This window comes from Synechococcus sp. UW179B (assembly GCF_900474245.1).
GTDB lineage: Bacteria > Cyanobacteriota > Cyanobacteriia > PCC-6307 > Cyanobiaceae > Synechococcus_C.
In genome coordinates, this window is sequence record NZ_UCNZ01000006.1 from 99,482 (window position 1) to 123,479 (window position 23,998).

Genomic DNA, 23,998 nt, shown 5'->3' on the forward strand with positions numbered 1-23,998 from the left:
CCTGTTGTGTTGAATGAATAGAGAGAACAGATGATCAGGGAGAAGCAGATAGCTGTCATCATGGTAGATGCCTATTTTAATTCAATGATAGATCTTTGGGCGAGATGATATTGCCTTGTATGCGATCAGTTGTAGCAGAAAATAAATGATCTATATGACAGATATTTATTTCAGTCTTTTGATTTCTGGGCTCTTTGTTCGAGCATGGTGTTGGGCAGTTGGGCAGTTGGGCAGGATCAATTCACCTCTCAATAAGGCAGGAGTCTTAAATATATCTTCAATCACAGAGCAGAGACGGCTTAGTTGAAAGTTTTGATGTAAGTCATTGGCTAACTTCCTTTATGACGAATTTGCTTTTGATGTGGACTAATTGGTTGGTTCAATGGCAAAAACAACTTTAGGAAGAAGGGCTAAGTTTTCTGATTTATCTGTTTGTAACCGCTTCTTGCTTTTCGTAAAAAGTCTTCTGAGTTTTAGTTTGTAATTTCAAATTCCAACCGAATATTTCCTCGTTCGACGCTGTAGCTTGTGAAGCGATCGCCTTATTTTTACCTGGATTGTGTTTGTAGTAGCCAGCTGAATGTATAATGAAATGGCTCGACGATGCAAGTCCTAAAGTTTTGATTATGCCGATGAAAAAGAGATTAAACTTGATTTTAATTTTTTCAATCATTTCTTTTATTGCTTATTGCGCTCATCTCGACTTTCAGATCATTGATCCATCAGGGATCGGCGATGATGCTTCACAGAACTTACGTACTGGCTTGAATCTACTCAAGCATGGTGTTTATAGTGAGAAGGGAGTCACAAATGATGTTATAGCGGGGTTTAGACGGGAGCCTATTCCCAATTTTATTCTTGCTTTCCAGCTAAAGTATGCTTCTTTGTTTGATGCTGACTTATTGAATTATTCGGGAAAAGATGAGTTTCCGTCTGAGCTTCTTCTGGTCGCTAAGCAGGTTAATTTAATTTATGCATTGGGACTAATGATTAGTTTATGGGTTTTGACTTTAATGCTTGTTGCTCCAGCTTGGATGGCAAATACTATATCTTTCCCTTTAATAGCTCTTGTAAATGAGCAGTTTATTGCCGGTGAGATGAACACTTTAGATACTGAGCTACCAGCTGCTTTTTTCATGGTACTTCTAGCTCTCATATCGCTGGTAATGGTGAAAAATCTAAGTTTAGGTTGGATCCTTCTATCAGGGATTTCATTTGGACTTTTAGTGATGACTAAGCAAAGTGGAGCTTATGTTGCAGTTATTTGTATCCCAATTATTTTGACATTATTGCCTTCTGCCCGAACCAAATTTTTCATGAATCTGTTTTTGTTTTCTTTGGGTTTCGCAGTTGTCGTTTCTCCTTGGGTTATTCGGAATCGAATTGAATTCGGGCGTTCTGTGATTTCTAGAGGCGGGGGTGATGTGTTGTTGATACGCTCAGTTTTTAATCAGATGTCACCTTTGCAGTTTAGAAATGCTTTTTATTCATTTTCTCCTAAACCCATTCGTGATGATGTGTTAGGGCCAATAATGGGTCTCGAAAGCCAAGATCATTCATGTGGAAAGATTCTTGATGTTTTTAATCGAAAATTACTTTGTGATTCTCAAGCCTTAGATGAAGGTCGATATCAGGATGTAAGGTCTTTTTATATACGTGGAAAGCGAGCCGAGCCCCTTTCCATGAACTTATCAAACTCACTGCGAAAGCGGGAGGCTTTATCAAGAATATTGGCTAACCCTCTTCAGCATCTGATCATATCTTTCCCTTTGGCGTGGAGAGGAATCTGGGCCGTTCGTCCCGAAGGTTGGGGTGACGTTATTTTGAATATTTTATCATTTTTAGCTTTACTAGCTTCTCCATTGTTGTACTTTTTGGAGAAGCGTAAGTCTTGGTTGATCGTTTCAATTGTTCCAATTGGGTATTTCCTGTTTTATGCATTGTTTAGTCATTTTATACCACGCTATTCTCAGCCATTAGTGCCATTAGCATTCATATGTTTGATGATGGTAGTAGTTGATATGGCTTCGAAAATGTTGCCTCCTTCTGTTGTCAGGCTTAGGGATTATTAATAATCAGTTTTTGATTCTTTGCCGCAAGCCAATGGAAGGGACAGTGTGAAGTGTTTGCAGCAGTTTTAAGCGAAGATAGAAATTTTAAAGATTCAATTCCGTTTGTCTATCATGTCAGCCAATAACGCAAACATTAATATGTTGAGGCTTGTAAATCCGAAAAGTAATGTTTTTTCGGTTAAGTTGCTAAGGACTGCAATGTCGTAAATCCCGCTCAAAACGAATAAAATCGCTAGGCCTATGAAGAGTGGAGAAAGAAGTCTCAAGGGGGCAAAATACATGCCTGTTCTAAGTATTAGTTGAGTGAAACGTAGGGTGTCCTTGATTGGCTTAATGTGGCTCTTCCCTATACGTCTTGTATAGCTAATAGGTACATACTCCACCATGTATTTATTCCTGAAAAGGCAAATAGTGATTGTTGTTGTAAAGCTAAATCCGTCTGGAAGCAGCTTAAGGAATTCAAGTGCAAGCTCGCGCCGAAAAACCCTTAGCCCTGAATTCATGTCGGGCACATCAGAGCCACATAGAAATGATACCCATGGCACAAGTATCATTTTGGGGATAGAGCGAACTTTGGAGTAGCTAACATCTGCTCCTATTCGAGCGCCAACCAGCATATCAAGTTCCTTTTCCAGGGTTTTGTTTATTAGCTCTAAAATCCTGTTATTGGGATATGTGCCATCAGCATCAGTGATGCAAATATATTCGCTATGGCTTTTTCGAATGCCAGTTTTTAGTGAAGCACCGTATCCGCGATTTCGCTTGTGGTGAACGATTGTGAGAGGGTAGGTCTTGAACTCTTGTTGTATGGAATTTAATACATGTTCGGAGCCATCTGATGACCCATCATTGACAACAATTACATCGATATCGCTCGCCTGTGATTTGTCAAGACTGTGAAATATTTCTTCTAACGTGCCTCTTATGGCGTCTTTTTCGTTGTAACAAGGGATAACGATAGAAGCTTTCATTCCGTTGATCAGCTGATACGTCTATTGTACGACCGCAGCCTTTCTATTTTTCAATGAAGATGTGGGCGTGGTTCTTCTCAGTAAGGCCGGTATCATTTAAGCAGCTTCTGCTTTTAGTTACACCTGCAATAGTTGTTGGCTTTTTAGTGAGAGCCTTGTTAATTGCAGCGATCCCTCAAGGATATTTTGGAGCCGATAGTGGTTCTTATTATGAATTCACGAGCCTGTTTTGGAATAATAATGTTCTTTTTGATTTAAATGAAAAGCGCAGATGGTTTTACCCAATTTTCTTGTTCTTTACTTCTGTCCTGCCTATCCCTCCATGGTATTCAGTCCCATTGATTCAGCATTGTCTTGGCCTTTTGTCAATTTTGGGGATTGGATGGAGTTGTGCTCAAGTAGTCAATCGGCCCAGGTTAGTAGTTCCATTTGTTGGCCTAATTTGTAGCTTATGGCCCAGAACGATTTGGTATGAACATGAATTTATTGCTGAGTCGTTGCAGCTTACATCTTTTATTCTTGTTGTAGCGTTGCTGCTGACTCCTTCAATTGTGAGAAGCCGTCATGGATTGGTAGCACTAATGATTGCTTTTTCACTTCTTGCAGGGATGAAGGGTTCGAGTCGCTTTATCTGGTTGGGATGTGTCATCGGTCTTTTCCTTACGCATCATGATCCACGCAGATGGATGTGGACAAAAATTTCTGCTTTTCTGGCGGCATTTTCTTTTTTGCTGTTCTCTACCGTTGGCAAGAATTCTCAGGGTGATTGGTTGGCTTTGAGCTCATCACTTCCATTGGTTCGTCTTGAAGGTAACCCCTATCCCCATTATCGATCTTTCTTGCGCGATCAAATCATTGAGTCACGAGCATATGGTAATAATTATCCTTGGAAAGTGAAAGTTTATAAAAAGCGTTTGAGACAGAAGCGTAAATCGCTTTCTTTTAGCCCTCAATGGGCGGAATTGGTTGGGAATAAGAAGGAGTTTTCTAAAGTCTCACGAGCTTTTTGGACTGATGCTGTTTTTCGCAACCCAATTCGTTTTGGATGGTTTACTCTGAAAACATTTGGCATAGCGTTGTCTTCCTCCATTAATAAGCCACGCTTAGATCCGCAAGTTTTTTGGCCTGAGCAACTCTCAAATACTCAAGAGCGCATGGAGCGAAAATTTTATTATTTCAAGCGTCTTTTTGGAGTCAAGGACATGCATTCTTTTAGGGTTCTGTATGAGAATGGTCGTAAACATAAATATGCCGCATACCCCTTAATGGTCAAAATGAATCAATATTTTGGGTGGATGGGACGCGATCAGGTCACGAGTTCTGGCGGAGCCAAAGATGTCTTTCCTTCTTTGTATCTGAAACCTATGGGTTTTTCGGCAGTTTTTGGGGTGATTGGCGGAATCACTTTCTCTAACAAGCGTTTAAAGATCTTGATTCTGTTCATTCCTTTTTTCTTGTATTTGGCTGGTACGTATGCAGTTGGAGATGCTGTTTCTCGTTATCTTCAGCCAGTCGAATGGTTAGGGGTGATCTTTGCGGGTGTTGCCTTGGATTTAGTTATTGGTATGGTGGTGTGGATCCGTTTTCGATTGCTTACGGTTTTTAATAGTTGAATGTTTATGATAATGCATTTATTGTTTGATCATTCCATGTATTGAAGTCGTTTATTTTAGAAAACATTATCGAAATTGTGGCAATTGGGTAAGACGGTTTTTGATTCCTGGCATTCAAGCACTCTAAAATGTTCGTTCTGAGTCGTTCTTTTATCGCTTTCTTGTCAGAGTGATTTTGACGAAAGGTCGTGATGTGCATGCTTGGTGTTTTCCACAGACTCTGATTGGCTTCTTGTCTCTTTTGCGAGCAGTGGGTGAGCGGGGACAGCCATTGCAGGCTCAGAAGTCACCATTCTTGTTCATACAGGGATCTGTCAGGCTTGGTTCAATTGGATAGTGATTGGTTCTGTGTTGGTTGAGCGCTTAAGGGTTGCCGTGCCCTGGCTGGATGCCCTGATCCCCCTATCGCTTCTGGGGTTTGTTTGGGAACGCAGCGCTGATCCCTCCGTCACGGTCTGGCTTCTGGCCCTGTGGTGCGGGCTCAAATTGGTCAGCCGTCTTGCCAAGACACCGTTGTATGGAGTTTTGATCGGTGTGTTGCTGGTCAGCTTGAGTGCCCTGTTCCACCCACTCACGGTTTCGGCGCCAACGGATCTGGTTTTGGTGTTGCTCGCCTGCGCTGCGGGGCTTCAGCAAACCCCTCGTCAATGGAACATTGCCTTTTGGTGTCTGCTTGCGGTCGTTCTGGTTTGCCTTCCTTTTGTGGAATGGGACCGCTTTAACGGCAATCTTCAGCTGATCCCTTTGGCTCAACTGCGCGACTGGCTCCCTCAAGAGGCGCTTCGGATTCAGCGGATCACCATTAATCGATCAGCCTACTTATTTGGCTTATTCAGCCTGATTGGTTACTCCCTTTGGCGGTTTGAGCGGCGCATCTTGTTGCGTTGGCTGGCTGCAATCTCAGGGATTCTTAGCTTAGTGATGGCTTTCGCTACTGGTTCCAGAGCAGCCTTTTCTTATCCCCTTTTGGCTGTGATGCTCACCGAAGCGGCTTGGCGGCAACGCGATGTTGTGGTGCGCTATGCCCGCTCGTTTGCGACCGCTCTCCTGATGGGAGGTCTGTGCTTCAACGTGTTGTTGTACTGGCCATCAGGCCCTATCGCTAAGGGCGATCCCAGTGATGTCGGTCGGGCCGAGGTGGCGCGATGTTTTCTCGCGGAGTCGGCCCGTTCATGGCAAGATTTTTTGGGTGGGCATGGATACGACCGTGTCTCTGATCGGTGCGTTCAGCAGGTGTTCCTCCCGGATCCACCACGTGGCATACCCCACGCTCACAACGCTTTTCTTCATGTGTTGGCGGATCAAGGCGTTGTCGCTTTTCTGCTGATGGTTTGGGCGCTGTGGCTGGGGTTTACGCGTCTTTTCTCCAGCCTTGGCCGGGTTGCCTCTGTTCTGTCCTTTGTTGGGTTGAGTTGCTGGTTGTTCATGCTGGCGGCGGCTTTGGTTGAATCAACTTTGCTGAAGACGGTGTTGCAACAAGTGGTGTCTGGATATCTTTTGGCGATTCCTTGGTGGTTGGCGTCTGCTCCCAGTTCGTCAGATCGCTCGCATACCATCAGCGGATGAGTTTTCTTGCCGGTCTGAATGACGCCCAAAAGCGGGCTGTTGATCACCATGAAGGCCCTCTTCTGGTGGTTGCTGGAGCGGGGAGCGGCAAGACCCGGGCGCTGACCCACCGGATTGCCCATTTGATCGGTGAGCATGGCACCGATCCGGCCCAAATCTTGGCGGTGACCTTCACCAATAAGGCTGCCAGAGAGATGAAAGAGCGGTTGGAACTGCTACTCGCGCAGCGATTGGCTCAAAGTCAATTCGGTCAGCCCTGGAGCACGCTCCCTCCCGTGGAGCAGCGTCAGTTGCGCACGCGGATTTATCGCGAGGTCACGAAAGAATTATGGATTGGCACCTTCCATGCCTTGTTTGCACGGATGTTGCGCTTCGATATTGATAAATTTAAGGATCCAGAAGGCCTCACTTGGACGAAGCAATTCTCCATTTATGACGAGGCAGACGCTCAGAGTTTGGTAAAGGAGATTGTGACTCAAGAGTTGCAGCTTGATCCAAAACGTTTTGAGCCCAAAAAAGTACGTTGGGCGATTAGCAATGCCAAAAATCAAGGCTGGTCACCTGACGATTTAGAGGCCAACGCTGAAGGGCAGCGGGGCAAGCTCAGCGCTGATGTGTATAGGCGCTATCGCAAGGCTTTGGCTGCGAATAATGCCCTGGATTTTGATGATCTTCTGCTTCTTCCTGTGCAGTTGCTTCAGCAGAATGAGCAAGTGCGCGGGTATTGGTATCGCCGGTTTCGGCATGTGCTAGTTGATGAATATCAAGATACAAATCGCACTCAGTATGAGTTGATCAAGCTGCTGGTAACGGATGGAAAAGAGCCGCAAACAGTGGAAGATTGGTCAGGCCGATCGGTGTTTGTGGTGGGTGATGCGGATCAGAGTATTTATAGCTTTCGTGCCGCAGATTTCACCATTTTGATGGGGTTTCAGGACGATTTTGGTGACAAAGCTCCTGACGATGTCACCCGCACAATGGTGAAATTAGAAGAGAATTATCGCTCCACTGCCACCATTTTAGAAGCTGCGAATGCCCTGATTTCCAATAACAGCGAGCGGATCGATAAGGTGCTTCGTCCCACGCGTGGTGAAGGTGAATTGATTTCACTCACCCGTTGTGATGACGAAATCGCTGAAGCGGAAGCGGTGGTGCATCGGATGCGGATGATGGAGGCGGCCAATCCAGATCTCAGCTGGAAAGACATGGCGGTGCTCTACCGCACCAATGCCCAGTCTCGAGCGATCGAAGAATCCCTAGTGCGCTGGCGCATTCCTTATGTGGTGGTTGGGGGCTTGCGTTTCTACGACCGTCGCGAGATCAAAGACCTCTTGGGCTACCTACGCCTGCTCATTAATCCAGCCGACACCGTCAGCCTGCTGCGCGTGATCAATGTGCCCAAGCGCGGGATTGGTAAAACCACCATTCAGCGCTTGACCGACGCCGCCAATCAGCTGGGGATTCCGCTGTGGGATGTGGTGAGCGATCCCGAGGCGGTGCGCTCCTTAGGCGGTCGTTCTGCCAGGGGGCTGCTGCAGTTTTGCGAATTGATCAACAGCCTGAAGGAACGCATTCATGCGGCAACTCCATCCGAACTGATTCAAGAGGTGATGGAGAAGAGCGGCTATGTCAGCGAGTTGATCGCTGACGGTTCCGATGAGGCCGAGGAGCGCCGCCGCAACCTGCAGGAGCTGGTGAACGCCGGCCTCCAATACCAGGAAGAAAATGATGAAGGCGATCTAGAGGGGTTTCTGGCCTCCGCCGCGCTTGCCAGTGATGCCGACAGCAAGGACACGGCGGCCGACAGGGTCACTTTGATGACGTTGCACAGCAGCAAGGGACTCGAATTTCCAGTGGTTTGCCTGGTTGGCTTGGAGCAGGGCTTGTTCCCGAGCTATCGCTCCCTCGATGATCCGGCGTCGCTCGAGGAGGAGCGCCGGCTTTGCTATGTCGGCATCACTAGGGCCAAAGAGCGTTTATTCATCTCCCATGCCAGTGAGAGGCGCTTGTGGGGTGGCATGCGTGAGCCAGCCATGCCCAGCGTGTTTCTGTCCGAATTGCCGGAAGGTCTCGTGCAGGGCGATGTCCCTCAAAGCGGGGGAGCGGCGCTGCGCCGTGAGCAGCGCCTGGAGCGACTCACCCGCGTTGACCGCCAAGATTCCCAACGGGTGGCTTCTGGCGGAGCATCCGGAGCGCCCGCCAATGCCGTGCGTCGCCGCCAGGCCGGACCGGCCCCTGGAAAAAGCTGGAGTGTGGGCGATCAGGTGGTCCATGCCAGCTTCGGTGTCGGGGAGATCACCCACACCTTTGGCAGCGGTGAAAAGGTGTCGATTGCCGTGAAATTTGCGGGCATGGGGCCCAAAATTCTCGACCCGCGCTTGGCACCTATCGAGCCTGCTGGAGGCTGAGCGGGTGGAGCGTCCAGGCCTTCCTGTCCAGCTCTTGCCGGCACTTCAGGCCAGCGCATCACCCGCTGGAGTCAGCCGATTAGCCCTCGTGGGCGGCGCTGTGCGTGATGCCTTGCTGCACGATCAGCAAGGAGATCCATGGCGAACGTTGCCGGATTTGGATTTGGTGATCGAGGGGTCGGCTTCGGAGTTTGCGGCGGCTCTTGAGCAGGACTACGGAGATCAGCGGGTCGAGGAGGTTCGTGTGCATGCTGCCTACGGCACAGCGGAGCTGTCCTTCGATGGCGTGCTGATCGATCTCGCTGCGGCGAGGCAAGAGCGTTACCCGGCTCCTGGCGAAAACCCGTTGGTCGAGAGCGGCTCCTTGGAGCGAGATCTGGAGCGTCGGGATTTCACGGTGAATGCGATGGCCTTGGAGCTACCGCTGTCAGGGCATGGTGAGCCCGTGCTCTTGGACCCGCACGGCGGCCGGGTCCACCTTGCACGTCGTGAACTTGCCTTCTTGCATGCCTCCAGCGTGACCGATGACCCCACGCGCGTGGTGCGTGCTGGCCGGTATGCCGCGCGCTTGGCCTTTGTCCTGGCACCAGAGGCGCGGCAGCAGATCGATCAAACGCTCGAGGCTTGGCCATGGTCATGGACCCATGGGGATCCACCGGCTGCGGCTCCCCCCGCCCTCGCTACGCGGCTGCGGATGGAATTGGAGCTGCTGTTTGACCAAGAACCATGGCCAGCGGCCCTTGAAGCTCTCCAGTCCTGGGGTGCCCTGAGGCTGCTAGACCCTGCCCTCCAGTCTGATCCCCGCTTAATTCGGAGTTTGCTCCAGGCCCAGAGGCTGCAGCTGCCGTTGTTGCTAGCGCTTGTGGCGGGAGCCGCTGATCCATTGGCGTTGGCGGCTCGGCTGCAATTGCCGCAGCAGCAGCAGCGCTGGTTGCAGCAGCTGCAGGCGCTCAGCGCTTGGCTTAACGCCCGTCTAGGCCAGGACGCGTGGGAAAGCTGGACGGCTGAGCAGTGGAGTGATGCTTTGGAACAGCAGGCCTGGGGAGCGGAAGCGGTGGCCTTGCTGGTGAGTCAGAACCCGCCTTGCCGAAGGCCGTTGTTGCGTTGGTGGGGGCGCTGGCGCCATTGCACATCCCCCCAAACTGCGAAGGATCTCTTGGCCCAGGGTTGGCAGCCAGGCCCTGAGCTTGGGGCGGAATTGCAGCGCTTGCGCCGGCAGCGTCTGCGCGGGATGCGCTGACAGCTGATTGTTCGATCACTCCTGCATGGATTGGACAACTCCGATGTGATGCCATGCCGTGTCGTTGGCTTGAAGCAAGGCGTTCGCCATGGATTCGGAACAGCCCAGCAGCAGAGGCCCGCAGGTTTGGGGATCAATGAGCAGTTCGAGCAGGGCCTGATCGTCCTCGGGAGCGCCGCCGCTGCCTGCGCGAGCAAGGATCACTTTCGCTGGATGGTCCTTGGTGGGATCGAGCAACGACCAGGACCTGCGGTTGGCGGGCGCCAAGCTGCTCGCATGCTGGGCTTTCAGCAGCTTCAAGGCTCCTGGTAGGGCCGGAATGGCGCTCGCATCGAGCACCACTTGCAACCGGTGGTGGCTGGCCTGGAGCATTTCACCGAGATGGCCCAGCAGCCCAAAGCCAGTCACATCGGTGCAGCTGAGGAGCGTCTCGGATTCAAGGCGGATCAGCGTCTGCAGCTGCTCAACGATGGGGTGCTGGCTCGTCCCCATCTGCGCCAAGGCATGGTCGAGATCCTCTGGTTGGGCGGCACCGGCCATGGCCGCGGCAAACAGCACGCCTGTTCCGAGTGGGCGTGAGAGCAGCAGCTGGTCCCCTGCCCGCAGTCCCCCTTTCGTCCAGGGTCGAGCGGGACGTTTTCCATTCACGCTCAGGCTGACTTGCAGCCCGAGCGATAGCGGGGTGGGAGCCTCTGAGCGTGCCTCCAAGGTGTGTCCCCCAATCAGCTGGGCCCCTTGGGGCTCGAAGCCGGAACGCAGTCCCGACAGGGTTTGGCTCAGCAGCTCCTGCTGCAGCGCAGCGGCTGTCTTGGGCAAGGTGATTACGGCCATCGCGGAAGCCACGCTGGTGCCGCAGGCCCAGAGATCCGAGCTGGCATGCAGGGCGGTGAGCCGTCCATTGAGCCATGGATCACTGATCAAGGCGGGGAAGCCGTCCACACTCTGAAGCCAGTCCTTCCCAAGGCTGGCGGCATCTTCCGGCGCCGTGCCAAGTGATTTCAGCCCCGCTGCTTCGAGGGCTGCTTCCAGGGGGGCGGCGGGGAGCTTGGCCGCGCAGCCCCGGCAATCCATCGCTTCGGACTCCATGGCGGGAGCTTGATCAAACCGCTCCATGAACTGGCGGTCGATGCGCTGTTTCCAGCGCCAAATCCAGGGGTGGGGACCGATTTGAATCCCGCCCCATAGGGCCCAGGCTTGAGGGCAGCCCTCTGGATTCACCCCGCCCAGCAGTTGCAAGGCCCGGCGTTGAGGTCGCCATTGGCGTAATCGATCCCCTTCACTGGCCGCACGGAGATTGTGCGCCAAGGTGGCGGCAGCGCGAACGGCCCATACGCCAGACGGGGGGCGGGGGTGCTCGTTGATCACCGCGCAGTCCCCGGCCGCAAAAATCGCTGGATGTCCCAGGACCTGAAGGCTGGCCAGAGTGAGAACCCGGCCGCTGTCTGGGCAACAGGGCAAGCCGCTGGTGCTTAGCCATTCAGGGGCTTGGCTTCCCGTGCAGCGCAGCCCTGGCCCGGAGGGGTTGAGAGCTGTGCTCGGCAGCACGTCAATCTTGAGCTGGCTGAGGCTGGAGAGCAGCCGGCTGGGTACCGATTCCGGTCGATGCAGAACTTGCAGCCTGCGCTTGGGCCAGCGCTGCCGCAACGCCATGGCCACCTCCATGGCTGCCAGGCCGCTGCCCAGGAGTTGGAATGGAGGGGAGGCCGGGCCCTGGGCCGCGTCCAACGTTTCCAGGGCTGGTTCCAGAGGCTTGATCGCAAGCAGAGGACCTGGCCGTGTGCCCCCTCCGACGTTGATGCTGAGTTGGCTGAAGCTCAGGGCGGGCCGGTCTCGCAATTGCAGCTGCTGTTGGCTCACGTCCACACCGGTGATCTCGGCGATCACCAGCGAAACGCCGGCCCGATCGCAGAGGCGGCGGAGGTCAATGGAGATTGCAGAGCGTTCGTAATGGCCGGCGATCAGGCCGGGCATCATCCCGGAATACAGCGTTGAGCTCTGCTGATTCACCAAGGTGATCAATCCAGAAGGTCGCCGTTGCGGATGCATGCACCAATGGAGAAGCACCAGGGCGTGGCTGTGCCCACCACCCGCCAACACGAGATGCTGAGGGCTGGTCAGCGGCATCCATCTCCATAGCCATTCGGATTGGCCTGTTGCCAAGCCCAGCCATCACGGCAGATATCCGTCAGCGAGCGTTGCGTTTGCCATTGGAGCTGTTGGGCGGCCAGGCTTGGATTGGCCACGCTGATCGCGGCATCGCCAGGACGCCGGGGCGCGATGCGATACGGAATCGCTCGCTGACTCGCCGCTTCCATAGCTTTCACCACATCAAGCACGCTCGCTCCCTGCCCGCTCCCCAAATTGAGAGTGAGCATTTGGGGGTCAGCCCTGAGAAGGGAATGGAGCGCTTCTCGGTGCCCTTCGGCGAGGTCCATCACGTGGATGTAGTCGCGCACTCCGGTTCCATCCGGCGTCGGCCAGTCATCGCCAAACACGGTGAGTTCCGGCCGGCGGCCAATGGCCACCTGGGTGATGAACGGGAACAGATTGTTGGGGATGCCGTTCGGGTCTTCACCAATTCGGCCACTGGGATGGGCGCCTACGGGATTGAAGTAGCGCAACCGGGCGATCCGCCAGCCACCGCCGCTGGCTTGGATCGCTTCCGCTGCACCGCTGCAGCGGGCTAGATCGGCGAGAAGCGCTTCCACGGCGTGTTTGCTGGCGCCGTAGGGATTGATCGGTTTGATCGGGGCCGTTTCCGGAATCGGCACTTGCTCGGGGGATGGGTAGCCGTAGAGGGTGGCGCTACTGCTGAACACCATGGTGCGGCAGTTGTGCTGGTCCATCGCCCTGAGCAGACGCTGAGAGCCAACGAGGTTCACATCCCAGTACCGCAAAGGCTGTTGAACGGATTCACCCACAGCCTTGAGTCCAGCGAAATGAATCACCGCTTGTATCGGCAGGCCGAACGCCTTGGCGCTGGCGAACAGGGCCTCCAGGCATTGGGCGTCCCTGATGTCTCCCTCCACCAGGGTCAAGGCGTCCGGTGCTGCCTCCAGGGTGGGTTGAGCTCGCTGCAAGCGAGTGCCAGCGAGTTCGGCGACCCGCTCAAGGGCGACCGCTGAGCTGTTGCTGAAATCGTCGAGCACCAACAACTGATGCCCCGCCTCCAGCAGCACGAGGCAGGTATGGCTGCCGATGAAGCCGGCTCCGCCCGTGATCAGCAGTTGGGCCATCGAACGATCGTTATCCACCAGCATTCTGAGGGGAGATTGGAGCCGTTCACACGATTGGGCGGCAGACTGCTTCTGTGATGGTGGAAGCGCTGTGAGTCAGCTGCAGACTTTGCGCGGCATGGTTGACCTGCTGCCGGAGCAGACGCGACGTTGGCAGGCTGTGGAGTCTGTGGCGCGCGAACACTTTCGCTGCGCCGGCATAGACGAAATTCGCACGCCTTTGCTCGAATTCACGGACCTGTTTGCCCGGGGCATCGGTGAGGGCACCGATGTGGTGGGAAAGGAGATGTACACCTTTGTGGATCGTGGCGACCGCTCGTGCACCCTGCGCCCAGAAGGAACCGCCTCCGTGGTGAGAGCAGCCCTGCAGCATGGCTTGCTGAGCCAGGGGCCGCAGCGGCTTTGGTACGGAGGTCCGATGTTCCGTTATGAACGGCCTCAGGCTGGCCGTCAGCGTCAGTTTCACCAGATCGGTGTGGAATTCCTCGGGGCTAGCAGCCCGCGCAGTGATGCTGAGGTGATCGCTCTGGCCTGGGATCTCTTGTCTGCGTTGGGGATTCAAGGCCTTCAGCTTGAAATCAACAGCCTCGGCACTCCTGAGGATCGCCTGCGCTTTCGCTCTCAGCTGGTGGGCTGGCTCGAGGAGCGTGTTGAGCAGTTGGATGCCGAGTCCCAGGCGCGTCTCACAACGAACCCCCTGCGCATTCTTGACAGCAAAGACAAGGGCACCCAGCGGTTGTTGAACGATGCCCCAACGTTGTTAGCTGCGCTCAGTGAGGAGAGTGTGGAGCGGTTTGCGCAGGTGCGTGCCCTGCTGACTGCGCTGCAGATTCCCCATCAACTCAATCCCCGCTTGGTGCGCGGCCTTGATTACTACGGTCATACCGCGTTTGAAATCACCAGCGATCAACTCGGTGCCCAGGCAACGGTGTGTGGCGGAGGTCGTTATGACGGTTTGATCCAGCAGTTGGGTGGTCCAGCCACGCCCGCGATCGGCTGGGCCTTAGGGATGGAGCGTCTGTTGCTGGTGATCGCCGCTGCTGCGCAAGCCAATCCCGATGGCCCTGCGGACCGGCTAACAGCGACGCCAGCACCGCTGGTGTATGTGATTAATCGCGGCGAGCAGGCTGAACCGCAAGCGTTGAGCTTGGCCCGGCAATGGCGGCGTGCAGGCCTTGCCGTTGAGTTGGATGGCTCGAGCGCGTCGTTCGGCAAGCAGTTCAAGCGTGCTGATCGTTCAGGGGCGCCATGGGCTGTGGTGCTTGGAGATGACGAGGCATTGGCTGGCCAGTTGCGGCTGAAGCCCTTGCGTGGTGAAGGTGAGGAACAACAGCTCGCTTGGGAAGAGGCCCTGTCTTACCTCATGAATCAGCGATAACCTGCCGGGATCAAAGACGGCGCCTTAGTTTCTCCGATGAGCAGCAATCCCACCATTCGATCGATTTGCTGTATTGGCGCCGGCTATGTGGGTGGACCAACCATGGCGGTGATCGCTGATCGCTGCCCAGATGTCAAGGTCACGGTTGTGGACATCAATCAGGATCGAATTGCTGCTTGGAATCACCCCGATCTCTCCAAGTTGCCTGTCTATGAACCAGGCTTGGATGCGGTGGTGGAGAGGGCGCGGGGACGAAATTTATTTTTTTCCACGGCAGTCGAGGAAACGATTGCAGCAGCAGACATGGTGTTCATTTCCGTCAACACACCCACCAAGACCCGCGGTATTGGAGCTGGTCAGGCCAGTGATCTGCGCTGGGTGGAAGCCTGCGCCCGCACGGTGGCGAAGGAAGCGACTGGCCACACGATTGTGGTGGAGAAAAGCACCCTTCCGGTTCGAACGGCTGAAGCGGTGAAGGCGATTTTGGGGTCCGTGGATTCTTCAGCGGAGCAGAAAACCTTTTCTGTGCTCTCCAACCCAGAGTTTTTGGCGGAGGGGACGGCCATTCGTGATCTCGCCAACCCTGATCGCGTCTTGATTGGCGGCGAAAACGCTGAGGCGATTGACGCTTTGGCAGAGATTTATCAACAGTGGGTGCCCGAGGAGAAGATTCTTCGCACCAATTTGTGGAGCAGCGAGCTCTCTAAGCTCACCGCCAATGCATTTCTGGCTCAGAGAATTAGCTCGATCAACTCCGTGGCGGCCCTGTGTGAGGCCACCGGTGCGGATGTGCGTGAGGTAGCGAAAGCGATCGGCACCGATAGCCGCATCGGACCCAAATTTCTCAATGCAGGCCCTGGCTTTGGGGGGAGCTGTTTCCAGAAAGACATCCTCAATTTGGTGTATCTCTGCCGTCACTTCGGTTTGCCTGATGTGGCCGACTATTGGGAGAGTGTGGTTCTGCTCAACACCTGGCAACAGCACCGCATCGCTCGCTTGGTGGTTCAGAAATTGTTTGGCACGGTCACAGGCAAGCGCCTGGCCATTTTGGGTTTTGCCTTTAAGGCGGATACCAACGACACGCGGGAGGCTCCTGCGATCCGAATTTGCAAAGACCTGCTGGAAGAAGGTGCCCAGTTGGCCATTCATGACCCGAAAGTGGATCCGGAACAGATCAGCCGCGATTTGAAATTGATCGCAAGCCAAGCTCCGGAGGAGGATGCAGGGCCAACGCGTGGGGCCTTAAGCGGGGAAGCCACATGGTGGCCGAGCCCCGATGTGGCTTCGGCGATCCGTGGTGCTGACGCCGTGCTCATCCTCACGGAGTGGCAGCAGTATCGGGAGCTGGATTGGACAACCTTGGCGCCTCTGATGCGCAAACCAGCCTGGGTGTTTGATGCCCGGGGGGTTGTGGACCCCAAACAATTGGAGTCCTCCGGTTTGAATGTCTGGCGTGTTGGAGAGGGCGACGCATGAGCCAGCTCTCTTCTCAATTGTCTTCGCGGCCGATTCTTGTCACCGGTGCTGCCGGATTTATTGGAGCCGCTTTGTGTGAGCGACTGCTCCAACGCGGTGATCGTGTGATCGGCATTGACAATCTCAATGATTATTACGACCCAGCCCTGAAGCAGGCACGCCTGGCTCGTATCGAGACGCTGGCCGCGCCAACGCCGGCAGCGTGGCGTTTCCAACGGCTGGCCTTGGAGGATGGTGAGTCCTTGCTCAAGCTGTTTGCGGCAGAGCAGCCGCGCGTGGTGGTGAATCTTGCGGCCCAGGCGGGTGTTCGCTACTCACTGGAAAATCCAGCTGCCTATATCCAGAGCAACCTCGTGGGTTTTGGCCACATTTTGGAAGGTTGTCGTCACCACGGCGTTGAGAATTTGGTGTATGCCTCGAGCAGCTCGGTGTATGGCGGTAACCGCAATTTGCCGTTCCACGAACAGCAAGCGGTGAATCATCCAGTGAGCCTTTACGCAGCCAGCAAGAAAGCGAATGAGTTGATGGCGCACACCTATAGCCACCTGTATGGGTTGCCAGCCATTGGCCTGCGCTTTTTCACGGTTTATGGCCCATGGGGAAGACCGGATATGGCACCCATGTTGTTTGCCAAGGCGATCTTGGCGGGTGAACCGATCAAGGTGTTTAATCACGGCAAAATGCAGCGCGATTTCACCTTCATCAATGACATCGTGGAGGGTGTGTTGCGCTGTTGCGATAAACCAGCCACACCGAATCTCAACTTTGATCCGATGCAGCCTGACCCAGCGACGGCAGCGGCTCCCCATCGCGTGTTCAATATTGGCAATAGTCAACCCACCGAACTGCTCCGTTTCATCGAGGTGATGGAAGAGGCTTTCGGCAGGGAAGCAATCAAGGATTTTCAGCCCATGCAGCCCGGTGATGTGGTGGCTACGGCTGCAAATACAGAGGCGTTAGAGGCCTGGGTGGGATTTAAGCCTTCGACCCCGATTGAAGAGGGCATCCAACAGTTTGCTGATTGGTATCAGCACTTTTATCAACCGTAAAAGCATTCCCCATCCACCCATTTTTGTTGGTGCCTGAGGGCTTGCTTGCGGGTGTATTTGCTCACGGTTGGATGGCCACGCTGGGGGTCAACATGGGTCACCTTCTCCCATAGATGCTGGGGCGCCCAGCGCACGCTGTATTGATCAGGGGAATATTTGGTGATGTGGTAATGATTGCTGCTGCATTGTTCGCAAAACAGCTCTTCAAACCACTCGTTGCTCAACGCAAAAACTGGAAAAGTATTGAACACGAGTCGAGCAGTTTTGGCTGCTATTTATACCCCGTTGCTGAAGGGCTTCTGTGCCCAATAAATGCAAAAAATATTTTTTTCCGTTTCCTCGCAGGATTTGATCCTGGTGCGATGGGACTCCTTTTCTGGTCGTGATCCACTGAACAGGACATGCCGTAACAGCCTTTTCTGTTACGGCTACAAGAGTCGGCTTAGTCTGTCCCTGACGGCGTGATGACTTGATTGTTTTATGGCCAAAAAAAATCCCATCCACAACAGTGAATGGGAAGCAATGAAGTCAATGTTGAATGGTGCTTAGGCGGAACCCACGCCTGTGTAGGAGCCGTAGAAGAAAAGACCTACAACGAAAATGACAGCCATCCCACCAGCCGTGGCAACAAGCCAAAGAGGAAGAGTGCCTTCAGTCCAGCGTGACTTCCAGGCAACTGCTGGTCGGCCATCGGGGAGACGATCTGGAATACGACCGTCAGGCAGATTAGATTTCTTGCCGCTCATGATTCAGTCCTTCAGTTGAAGAAGTAGCTGGAGAAAAGGATTCCAGTCGTAAAAACAATCAGCAGACCTAAGTAAAGGCTGGTTCGGTTGAGTTCAACCGGGAGATTGTTTGGGTTGGGATTGCGCTCCATGGAGATTTCGTTGGGTGATTAGCGGCGAATAAACTGCATCGCAGCTAGGGCACCCAAGAAAAAGACTGTGGGAACACCCAAGGTGTGCAAAGCAAGCCAACGCACCGTAAAGATGGGGTAATTGCGAGGCGTTGAGGTGGCGGGAGTCTGTGTCATGGCTTATTTCAAGCGCAGGTCGAGTTCAGATTTGCCCTCATAACGCTGGCTCACAACGGGAGCTTTGCTCTCAGAGGCTTGGAAATAAGCATCTGGACGAGGTGTGCCGAAGGCGTCATAAGCGAGACCTGTGGACACAAACAAGAAACCTGCCAAGAAAATGGATGGCAAGGTGATGGCATGAATCACCCAGTAACGAATACTGGTGATGATTTCAAAAAACGGGCGTTCCCCGGTGGAGCCGGCAGCCATAGCGTCGGGCGTATCAGCTGATTGATCTTAGGGCAGCTGCCCCAAACTCGCGCTGCTCAAACCGCACTGGTTACAGAGCGTTGTCAGAGCAGCTGTCGAATTCCTTGGATCAGCTGGTCGCCGACCAGCGCAGAAGGTTTCCGCGTTCGCCGAGAAGGAAGGCATGTAACTGATTGCCGCTGTGATCGAACACGAAACGGTTGAAATTCGTGGGGGTCTGATTGGCTTCAGGATCCCGCTCCCAGCTATCGCCGTTGTCACGACTCACCAGCAAGGTTCCATTGCCGCCACCTGCCCAAATCGCACCGTCATCGGACCAGGCCATGTCCATGTAGCCGTAGCCATTGGTGATCGGGATGATCGCCTTGCTCCAGTTCTCGTTGTCAACGTCGTCTTCGTTGAAACGAATCTGAGCCCCGCGAGCCACCATCCACAGCTTTCCATCAGGTTGGTAGCCGATGCTTTGCAGTCGCTGACTGCTTACTCGTTGGTGGACTTGCCAGACGTCTTGCCCAGGGGCCCATCCGGCATAGAAGTTGCCCAGGCTGCTCACGCTCACATATCCCCCTTCAGGGCCGCGGCGTAGGTCGCGAATTGCTCCTGCGGCATCACTCACTTCAGCTTCCCAACTTCCGCCTCCGTCACTGGTGCGATACACAGCGCCAACATTGGTGGCTAGTTCGGCTGTGTTGGGTCCAAGCGCCGTAATCAAATAGGGCTCGCCGGGAAGTTTCGTGTCAAGGAAGAGCCTGGTCCAGTTGTTGCCACCATCGGTGGTGTGCATCAGCAAACCAGGCTGACCGGCAATCCAACCATCGTCACCGTCGAAGGCAATGCTGATCAGGCGAAAGTTCTCTTCTTCTGGAAGATCCAGGCTGCGTTCATTCCAAGTGGCGCCGCCATCATTGGTCTCAAGAATCAGTCTGTTGCTGCCTACCAGAAATCCGTGATCCGCGTTCGTGAAGGCCACATCCAGAGGATTTCCCTGGGTGTTGAGGTCGATGGCTTGCCAGGGGCTGGACTGTGCCATCGGTAATCGCGTGGTGACACACCCGCCGAGACCGAGGCCGATGCAGGCCACCAAGACAAGGTTGAAGAGAGGGGTAAGCAGTTGCTTCATTGGGATCAGAGGGGGTCTCAGCGCAGGGAATAGAGGGAGAGGAAAAATGCAAAGCCAAGGGCTAGCCCGCCAAAAATCAGAACATTTTTTTGGCCAGGAGTGAGGCGGTTAACTCCAAGACCGAAATTAAGGTTCTCTTCAAAGCCACTGGCCTTGGAGCGAGGCCCGATATCGGTAAAGGCTCCGACCCTGCTGCGGCACACAGGACAACGGAAGCCGATCGGGTCGAGATCTTCAAAGGCCGTGCCGACAACGATCCCGAGCTTCTTAACCCCTTCATTGGGGTCGTAGACGTAACCACAGCTTCGGCACTCGAACCGGTGCGTGCGTGGGTCGGTTGTTTCGCTCTCCTTGCTGACAGGAGCCTCGTCTTCCTTCGCCATGGTTTCAGGCGCTACTGACAGCTCTGCAGGGGGGTCAACTTCGGCGGGAACTTCCGCTGATGGGCTGATCTCGTCGCTCACCGCTCCTCTTCCAGGTGACAAGACTCTATCGGCGTTGGGACGTTGAACGACAGAGGTGGTCTGCGAATGCCAGACTGAGTTCCACAAAGGGGCTGCCTTGATGTTTGTGCTGCCGGGTTATGACGCATTCCTGGGGTTCCTGCTGATTGCCGCAGCGGTGCCGGTCTTGGCGTTGGTGACCAACAAGCTATTGGCTCCACGCAGCCAGGGCGGAGAGCGTGAACTCACCTACGAATCCGGGATGGAGCCGATCGGTGGAGCTTGGATTCAGTTCAATATCCGCTACTACATGTTTGCGCTTGTTTTTGTCATCTTCGATGTCGAGACGGTCTTCCTCTATCCCTGGGCTGTGGCATTCCACCGCTTGGGATTGTTGGCATTCATCGAAGCCCTCGTTTTTATTACCATTCTGCTCGTGGCATTGGCCTATGCATGGCGCAAAGGCGCACTCGAGTGGAGCTGATTGATGACCAACCCCATCACCATGACTTCAACCGGCGATAGCCCTTCGATTCAGTCCCTTCGCGACCTTCGTGAAGCAAGTTGTGGGCCCGTTGGTGGTGCCGCAGACGGGTCGCCCACGGTCACCAATGACCTCAGCGAAAACGTCATCCTGACGAGCTTGGATGATTTGCACAATTGGGCTCGTCTCAGCAGCCTTTGGCCCCTGCTGTACGGAACGGCCTGTTGCTTTATCGAGTTTGCCGCTCTACTCGGTTCGCGTTTCGACTTTGACCGCTTCGGACTGGTTCCTCGCAGCTCACCCAGGCAAGCCGATCTACTGATCGTTGCTGGCACGGTCACGATGAAAATGGGTCCTGCTTTGGTTCGTCTCTACGAGCAAATGCCGGAACCGAAATATGTCATCGCGATGGGAGCTTGCACGATTACGGGGGGCATGTTCAGCGCTGACTCCACCACCGCTGTTCGTGGCGTCGACAAATTGATCCCGGTGGATCTTTATCTGCCCGGATGTCCGCCACGCCCGGAAGCAATTTTTGATGCGGTGATCAAGCTGCGCAAAAAAGTTGGGAATGAGTCGATCAGTGATCGCCGCCAGCTCAAACAAACTCACCGCTATTGCACTGTGGATCACGCAATGGTTCCGGTTGAGCCGATCGTGAATGGTTCTTACTTGCGCGCTGAGACGCAGGTGGCAGCCCTGGCCGCTGGAACAGGCGTTCCGATGGCTGCCCCAGAGCAAACTGAATCCGCTGAGCCCGTCTCCTCCGGTACGTCCTCATGAGTCCTAACTCTTCCGAGAAGCAGTCATCTGCAGAGGTTCCTGTTGCTGCATCTCCTCAGCCGGGGCCTGTGAGCCAATGGCTGAACAAGCAAGGCTTCGACCATGAGGCCCTCGACGCCGACCATCTCGGGATCGAGCAAATTGGCGTTGAGGCTCTCTTTCTGCAAGTGATCGCTGCTGCCTTGAAAAGCAATGGTTTTGATTATTTGCAGTGTCAGGGCGGATATGACGAGGGCCCTGGCGAGAGGCTTGTCTGCTTCTATCACTTTGTGGCGATGGCTGAGCTCATCGACGGCAAGAGAGACACCCTGCGTGAAGTGCGTTTGAAGGTGTTCTTGTCCCGGGAAGGAGAACCGAGTCTTCCAAGCCTTTACGGGCTGTTTCGTGGCGCTGATTGGCAGGAGCGTGAAACCTTCGACATGTTTGGCATCCATTTCGAGGGCCATCCCCATCCCAAGCGTTTACTGATGCCTGAAGACTGGACTGGTTGGCCGCTTCGCAAGGATTACGTGCAACCCGACTTCTACGAGATGCAAGACGCTTACTAATTAAGCGTTTTGATTGTCACGCTTATGCCGCCTGTAAAAGCGCATGACGGCTAGGGCGAGACTTCGAGGATCGTGGCGGAGTGTTGCGGTGGGGCGGCTCCCTTGAAGGGGGGCTTGCATCACGTCAAATCCTTCTTGTTGCAACTGCCTGCTGTCGCAGATCACGGGTTCTGCGCCCAACTTGCGATAGTGAGCCAACAGGGCAGATTCCCCGATGGGCTCCTGAGCAAGCACGCAGTCGAAAAGGCGTTTGCTCACACCGAGCGAAGCCAATTGCGCTTCGATGGCGCGAAGGTGACCACTCACATCCAACCCATCGGTTTCTCCTGGTTGGGTCATCAGGTTGCAGATGTAAAGCCTGGGCGCGCGGCTGCGTTGAATCGCCGTGACCAATTCAGGCACGAGCAAATTCGGGAGAAGGGAGGTGTAGAGACTTCCTGGTCCCAGCAAGATCAAATCGGCATGGGCAATGGCTTCCAGGGCTCTGGGCAACGCCGGTGGCTTTTCCGGAAGGCATCCCATCCGCACTATCGGACTACGAGCCTTGCCGATCGCCGATTCCCCTTCAATGCGGGTGCCGTCCTCCAGTTCAGCCCAGAGACGGACATCGGCATTGGTGGCAGGGACCACCTGGCCCTGAACGGCAAGGACGCGACTTGAGGCTGTGATCGCTGTTTCCAAGCTCCCCGTAATGGCGCTGAGGGCTGAAAGAAAGAGATTGCCAAAGCTATGGCCTTCCAGGCCGCTCCCGGCCGAGAAGCGGTATTGGAACAGACGGGTGAGCAAGGGCTCTTCGGTGGAGAGCGCTGCAAGACAGTTGCGGATGTCGCCTGGAGGCAACACACCGAGTTCGCGACGCAGCACGCCACTGCTGCCTCCGTCATCGGCAACGGTCACGATCGCAGTGATGTGGCTGCTGTAGCGCTTCAGCCCACTCAGCAGGGTTGATAAGCCTGTCCCACCACCAATCGCCACGATGCTGGGGCCTCGATTGAGGCGACTTTTGGCTCGCAGTGCATCCACCAACACCGTGTCTTTTTCCGGCGCTAAGGCCTGTTGGATGGAGCCAAAACTCTGGCTCTGCCCCCAGAGCAGTAGGCCAATGCCCAGCAGAAGAACGAGGGGCCCCGTGATCGCTCCCGGTAGCACCCTTGTGATCCAGCCAAGGGCTTCTTGGATCGCCCAGAGCATCCAATAGATCGGTTGCAGGTCTGCCCAAACAGCAGCGCCTAACAGGGCTAAGACCAATCCAAGCCCGGATGTGAACAGCCAACGCTTCACCACCAGTCCGGGTTGCAACCAGCTCATCGCTCTGCGGGAGCGCAGTATCAGATCGCGCTGCCGCTCCGCCTGCATGGCTCGGACGCGCTGACGATTTCCGCGGCGTGGAGGGCTGGTCAAAAGGAATCAGGTGCGATGGCGTCAAATCCATCGATATGGGTGAACTGTACGGAAGTTGAACCTGATGACCATCCTTTTACGGCAATCCAGGCAGGATGAGTCAACGTTCAGCCTTCAGCCCTTTGGTTCACGCGCGGGATTCCTCGTTCAAACCCGTTGTTGAGATGCGAGATCTCACGATGCAATGGGGTTCCCATCCGGTGCTGGACGGGGTGAATCTGTTAATGAAACCAGGAGAACGCATCGCGGTGGTCGGCCCGTCAGGAGCAGGGAAATCCACGGTCTTGCGCTTGTTGGCTGGTTTGCAAGTGCCCACATCCGGAGAACTGAGGTTGTTTGGCGAACCTCAGCCCTACCTGCGCCTCGATCAGCGCCGCCCGCCTGATGTTCGGCTGGTGTTCCAGAACCCAGCCCTGCTGGCCTCCTTAACGGTGGAGGAAAATGTGGGCTTCCTCTTGAACCGGCTTGGACGGATGGGTCCGGCCCAGATTCGTGAGCGCGTCATGGCCTGCTTGGAGGCTGTGGGTCTGTATGAAGTCGCCCATCAATATCCCGGCGAGCTCAGCGGAGGGATGCAGAAGCGAGTGAGCTTTGCTCGCGCTTTGATTGACGATCCAGATCGCGATGAAGCCGCGATGCCTCTCTTGCTCTACGACGAGCCCACAGCAGGCCTGGACCCAGTCGCAGCGACGAGGATTGAAGATTTGATTGTGAAAACCACCACCGTGGCGCAGGGGTGTTCGTTGGTGGTTAGCCATGTGCACAGCACCATCGAACGCACGGCGGAACGCATCGTGATGCTGTACGGCGGCCGCTTCCAATGGGACGGAACCGTGGACGATTACCGAACAACCGATAATCCCTACGTTGTTCAGTTCAGGACGGGTAACCTTCGCGGACCGATGCAGCCTGCTGAGCACTGAAT

Annotated in this window: 23 protein-coding genes; 12 read left to right on the forward strand and 11 right to left on the reverse strand. The window is 54.6% G+C overall.

Annotation, left to right across the window (positions count from 1 at the left end; all coding sequences use genetic code 11):
- Window positions 1-587: 587 nt before the first annotated feature.
- Entirely contained in the window at window positions 588-2,072 is a 1,485-nt protein-coding gene (locus tag DXY38_RS03130; protein WP_115070432.1) for a hypothetical protein, read from the forward strand.
- 92 nt (window positions 2,073-2,164) lie between these two features.
- Here DXY38_RS03130 and DXY38_RS03135 read toward each other — a convergent pair whose 3' ends face one another.
- Window positions 2,165-3,043 (reverse strand): glycosyltransferase family 2 protein, encoded by an 879-nt coding sequence (locus tag DXY38_RS03135; RefSeq protein WP_006853758.1) that lies wholly within the window; start codon window positions 3,041-3,043, stop codon window positions 2,165-2,167.
- 59 nt (window positions 3,044-3,102) lie between these two features.
- Between DXY38_RS03135 and DXY38_RS03140 the strand changes: the two genes are divergently transcribed.
- The 4 genes from DXY38_RS03140 (at window position 3,103) to DXY38_RS03155 (ending at window position 9,870) form a co-directional block, all read left to right on the forward strand.
- Window positions 3,103-4,656: a hypothetical protein gene (locus DXY38_RS03140; protein ID WP_170952836.1), complete on the forward strand. Its 1,554-nt coding sequence runs from the start codon at window positions 3,103-3,105 to the stop codon at window positions 4,654-4,656.
- A gap of 336 nt (window positions 4,657-4,992) precedes the next feature.
- Window positions 4,993-6,222: an O-antigen ligase gene (locus tag DXY38_RS03145; RefSeq protein WP_115070434.1), complete on the forward strand. Its 1,230-nt coding sequence runs from the start codon at window positions 4,993-4,995 to the stop codon at window positions 6,220-6,222.
- Window positions 6,219-8,630, forward strand: a complete 2,412-nt coding sequence (locus DXY38_RS03150; RefSeq protein WP_115070435.1) for a UvrD-helicase domain-containing protein — start codon at window positions 6,219-6,221, stop codon at window positions 8,628-8,630. The genes DXY38_RS03145 and DXY38_RS03150 overlap by 4 nt, the downstream gene beginning before the upstream one ends.
- A 4-nt stretch (window positions 8,631-8,634) precedes the next feature.
- Window positions 8,635-9,870, forward strand: a complete 1,236-nt coding sequence (locus DXY38_RS03155) for a CCA tRNA nucleotidyltransferase (RefSeq protein ID WP_115070436.1) — start codon at window positions 8,635-8,637, stop codon at window positions 9,868-9,870.
- Window positions 9,871-9,885: 15 nt separating this feature from the next.
- On the opposite strand, the gene selD is transcribed toward DXY38_RS03155, so the two are convergent.
- Complete coding sequence (gene selD / locus DXY38_RS03160; RefSeq protein WP_115070437.1) at window positions 9,886-11,994, reverse strand: selenide, water dikinase SelD; 2,109 nt, start codon at window positions 11,992-11,994, stop codon at window positions 9,886-9,888.
- Window positions 11,985-13,106: a UDP-glucose 4-epimerase GalE gene (gene galE, locus DXY38_RS03165; RefSeq protein ID WP_115070438.1), complete on the reverse strand. Its 1,122-nt coding sequence runs from the start codon at window positions 13,104-13,106 to the stop codon at window positions 11,985-11,987. The genes selD and galE overlap by 10 nt, the downstream gene beginning before the upstream one ends.
- Before the next feature lie 91 nt (window positions 13,107-13,197).
- Here galE and hisS point away from each other — a divergent pair, with 91 nt between their 5' ends.
- From hisS to DXY38_RS03180, 3 genes are read left to right on the forward strand one after another with little or no spacing between them, the layout of a single operon-like run.
- Window positions 13,198-14,484, forward strand: a complete 1,287-nt coding sequence (gene hisS / locus DXY38_RS03170) for a histidine--tRNA ligase (RefSeq protein WP_115070535.1) — start codon at window positions 13,198-13,200, stop codon at window positions 14,482-14,484.
- A 36-nt stretch (window positions 14,485-14,520) separates the two neighbouring features.
- A complete protein-coding gene (locus DXY38_RS03175) occupies window positions 14,521-15,960 on the forward strand; it encodes a nucleotide sugar dehydrogenase (RefSeq protein WP_115070439.1) in 1,440 nt (479 codons plus the stop codon).
- Window positions 15,957-17,009, forward strand: coding sequence for an NAD-dependent epimerase (locus tag DXY38_RS03180; RefSeq protein WP_115070440.1), 1,053 nt, complete (start codon window positions 15,957-15,959; stop codon window positions 17,007-17,009). Before DXY38_RS03175 ends, DXY38_RS03180 begins: the two co-directional genes overlap by 4 nt.
- On the opposite strand, the gene DXY38_RS13830 is transcribed toward DXY38_RS03180, so the two are convergent.
- The 7 genes from DXY38_RS13830 to DXY38_RS03215 all read right to left on the reverse strand — a co-directional run bounded on the left by DXY38_RS13830 (window position 17,000) and on the right by DXY38_RS03215 (window position 19,878).
- Window positions 17,000-17,233, reverse strand: a complete 234-nt coding sequence (locus DXY38_RS13830; protein WP_179948493.1) for a hypothetical protein — start codon at window positions 17,231-17,233, stop codon at window positions 17,000-17,002. The two genes, DXY38_RS03180 and DXY38_RS13830, sit on opposite strands and share 10 nt — an antisense overlap.
- 321 nt (window positions 17,234-17,554) lie before the next feature.
- Entirely contained in the window at window positions 17,555-17,755 is a 201-nt protein-coding gene (locus DXY38_RS03190) for a photosystem II reaction center protein J (RefSeq protein ID WP_006853747.1), read from the reverse strand.
- An 11-nt stretch (window positions 17,756-17,766) separates the two neighbouring features.
- Window positions 17,767-17,886 (reverse strand): photosystem II reaction center protein L, encoded by a 120-nt coding sequence (locus DXY38_RS03195; protein WP_006853746.1) that lies wholly within the window; start codon window positions 17,884-17,886, stop codon window positions 17,767-17,769.
- An 18-nt stretch (window positions 17,887-17,904) separates the two neighbouring features.
- Window positions 17,905-18,042 (reverse strand): cytochrome b559 subunit beta, encoded by a 138-nt coding sequence (gene psbF, locus DXY38_RS03200; protein ID WP_006853745.1) that lies wholly within the window; start codon window positions 18,040-18,042, stop codon window positions 17,905-17,907.
- Between the two features lie 3 nt (window positions 18,043-18,045).
- A complete protein-coding gene (gene psbE, locus DXY38_RS03205; protein WP_006853744.1) occupies window positions 18,046-18,294 on the reverse strand; it encodes a cytochrome b559 subunit alpha in 249 nt (82 codons plus the stop codon).
- Window positions 18,295-18,403: 109 nt separating this feature from the next.
- Window positions 18,404-19,414 (reverse strand): photosynthesis system II assembly factor Ycf48, encoded by a 1,011-nt coding sequence (locus DXY38_RS03210; RefSeq protein WP_115070441.1) that lies wholly within the window; start codon window positions 19,412-19,414, stop codon window positions 18,404-18,406.
- 17 nt (window positions 19,415-19,431) lie between these two features.
- Window positions 19,432-19,878 carry a rubredoxin gene (locus DXY38_RS03215; RefSeq protein ID WP_115070536.1) on the reverse strand — a complete coding sequence of 149 codons (447 nt, stop codon included), beginning with the start codon at window positions 19,876-19,878 and terminating at the stop codon, window positions 19,432-19,434.
- 100 nt (window positions 19,879-19,978) lie between these two features.
- On the opposite strand from DXY38_RS03215, the gene DXY38_RS03220 reads away from it, so the two are divergent.
- The 3 genes from DXY38_RS03220 to DXY38_RS03230 are packed head-to-tail and all read left to right on the forward strand — an operon-like array spanning window position 19,979 to window position 21,672.
- Window positions 19,979-20,341: an NAD(P)H-quinone oxidoreductase subunit 3 gene (locus DXY38_RS03220; protein WP_006853741.1), complete on the forward strand. Its 363-nt coding sequence runs from the start codon at window positions 19,979-19,981 to the stop codon at window positions 20,339-20,341.
- 3 nt (window positions 20,342-20,344) lie between these two features.
- Window positions 20,345-21,124, forward strand: a complete 780-nt coding sequence (gene nuoB, locus DXY38_RS03225) for an NADH-quinone oxidoreductase subunit NuoB (RefSeq protein ID WP_170952837.1) — start codon at window positions 20,345-20,347, stop codon at window positions 21,122-21,124.
- Window positions 21,121-21,672, forward strand: a complete 552-nt coding sequence (locus tag DXY38_RS03230; RefSeq protein WP_115070442.1) for an NAD(P)H-quinone oxidoreductase subunit J — start codon at window positions 21,121-21,123, stop codon at window positions 21,670-21,672. Before nuoB ends, DXY38_RS03230 begins: the two co-directional genes overlap by 4 nt.
- Here DXY38_RS03230 and yvcK read toward each other — a convergent pair whose 3' ends face one another.
- The gene (gene yvcK / locus DXY38_RS03235; RefSeq protein ID WP_115070537.1) at window positions 21,673-23,028 is read right to left on the reverse strand and encodes a gluconeogenesis factor YvcK family protein; all 1,356 of its coding nucleotides are present in this window, start codon (window positions 23,026-23,028) and stop codon (window positions 21,673-21,675) included.
- Between the two features lie 140 nt (window positions 23,029-23,168).
- Between yvcK and DXY38_RS03240 the strand changes: the two genes are divergently transcribed.
- The gene (locus tag DXY38_RS03240; protein ID WP_115070443.1) at window positions 23,169-23,996 is read left to right on the forward strand and encodes an ABC transporter ATP-binding protein; all 828 of its coding nucleotides are present in this window, start codon (window positions 23,169-23,171) and stop codon (window positions 23,994-23,996) included.
- Window positions 23,997-23,998: the final 2 nt, after the last annotated feature.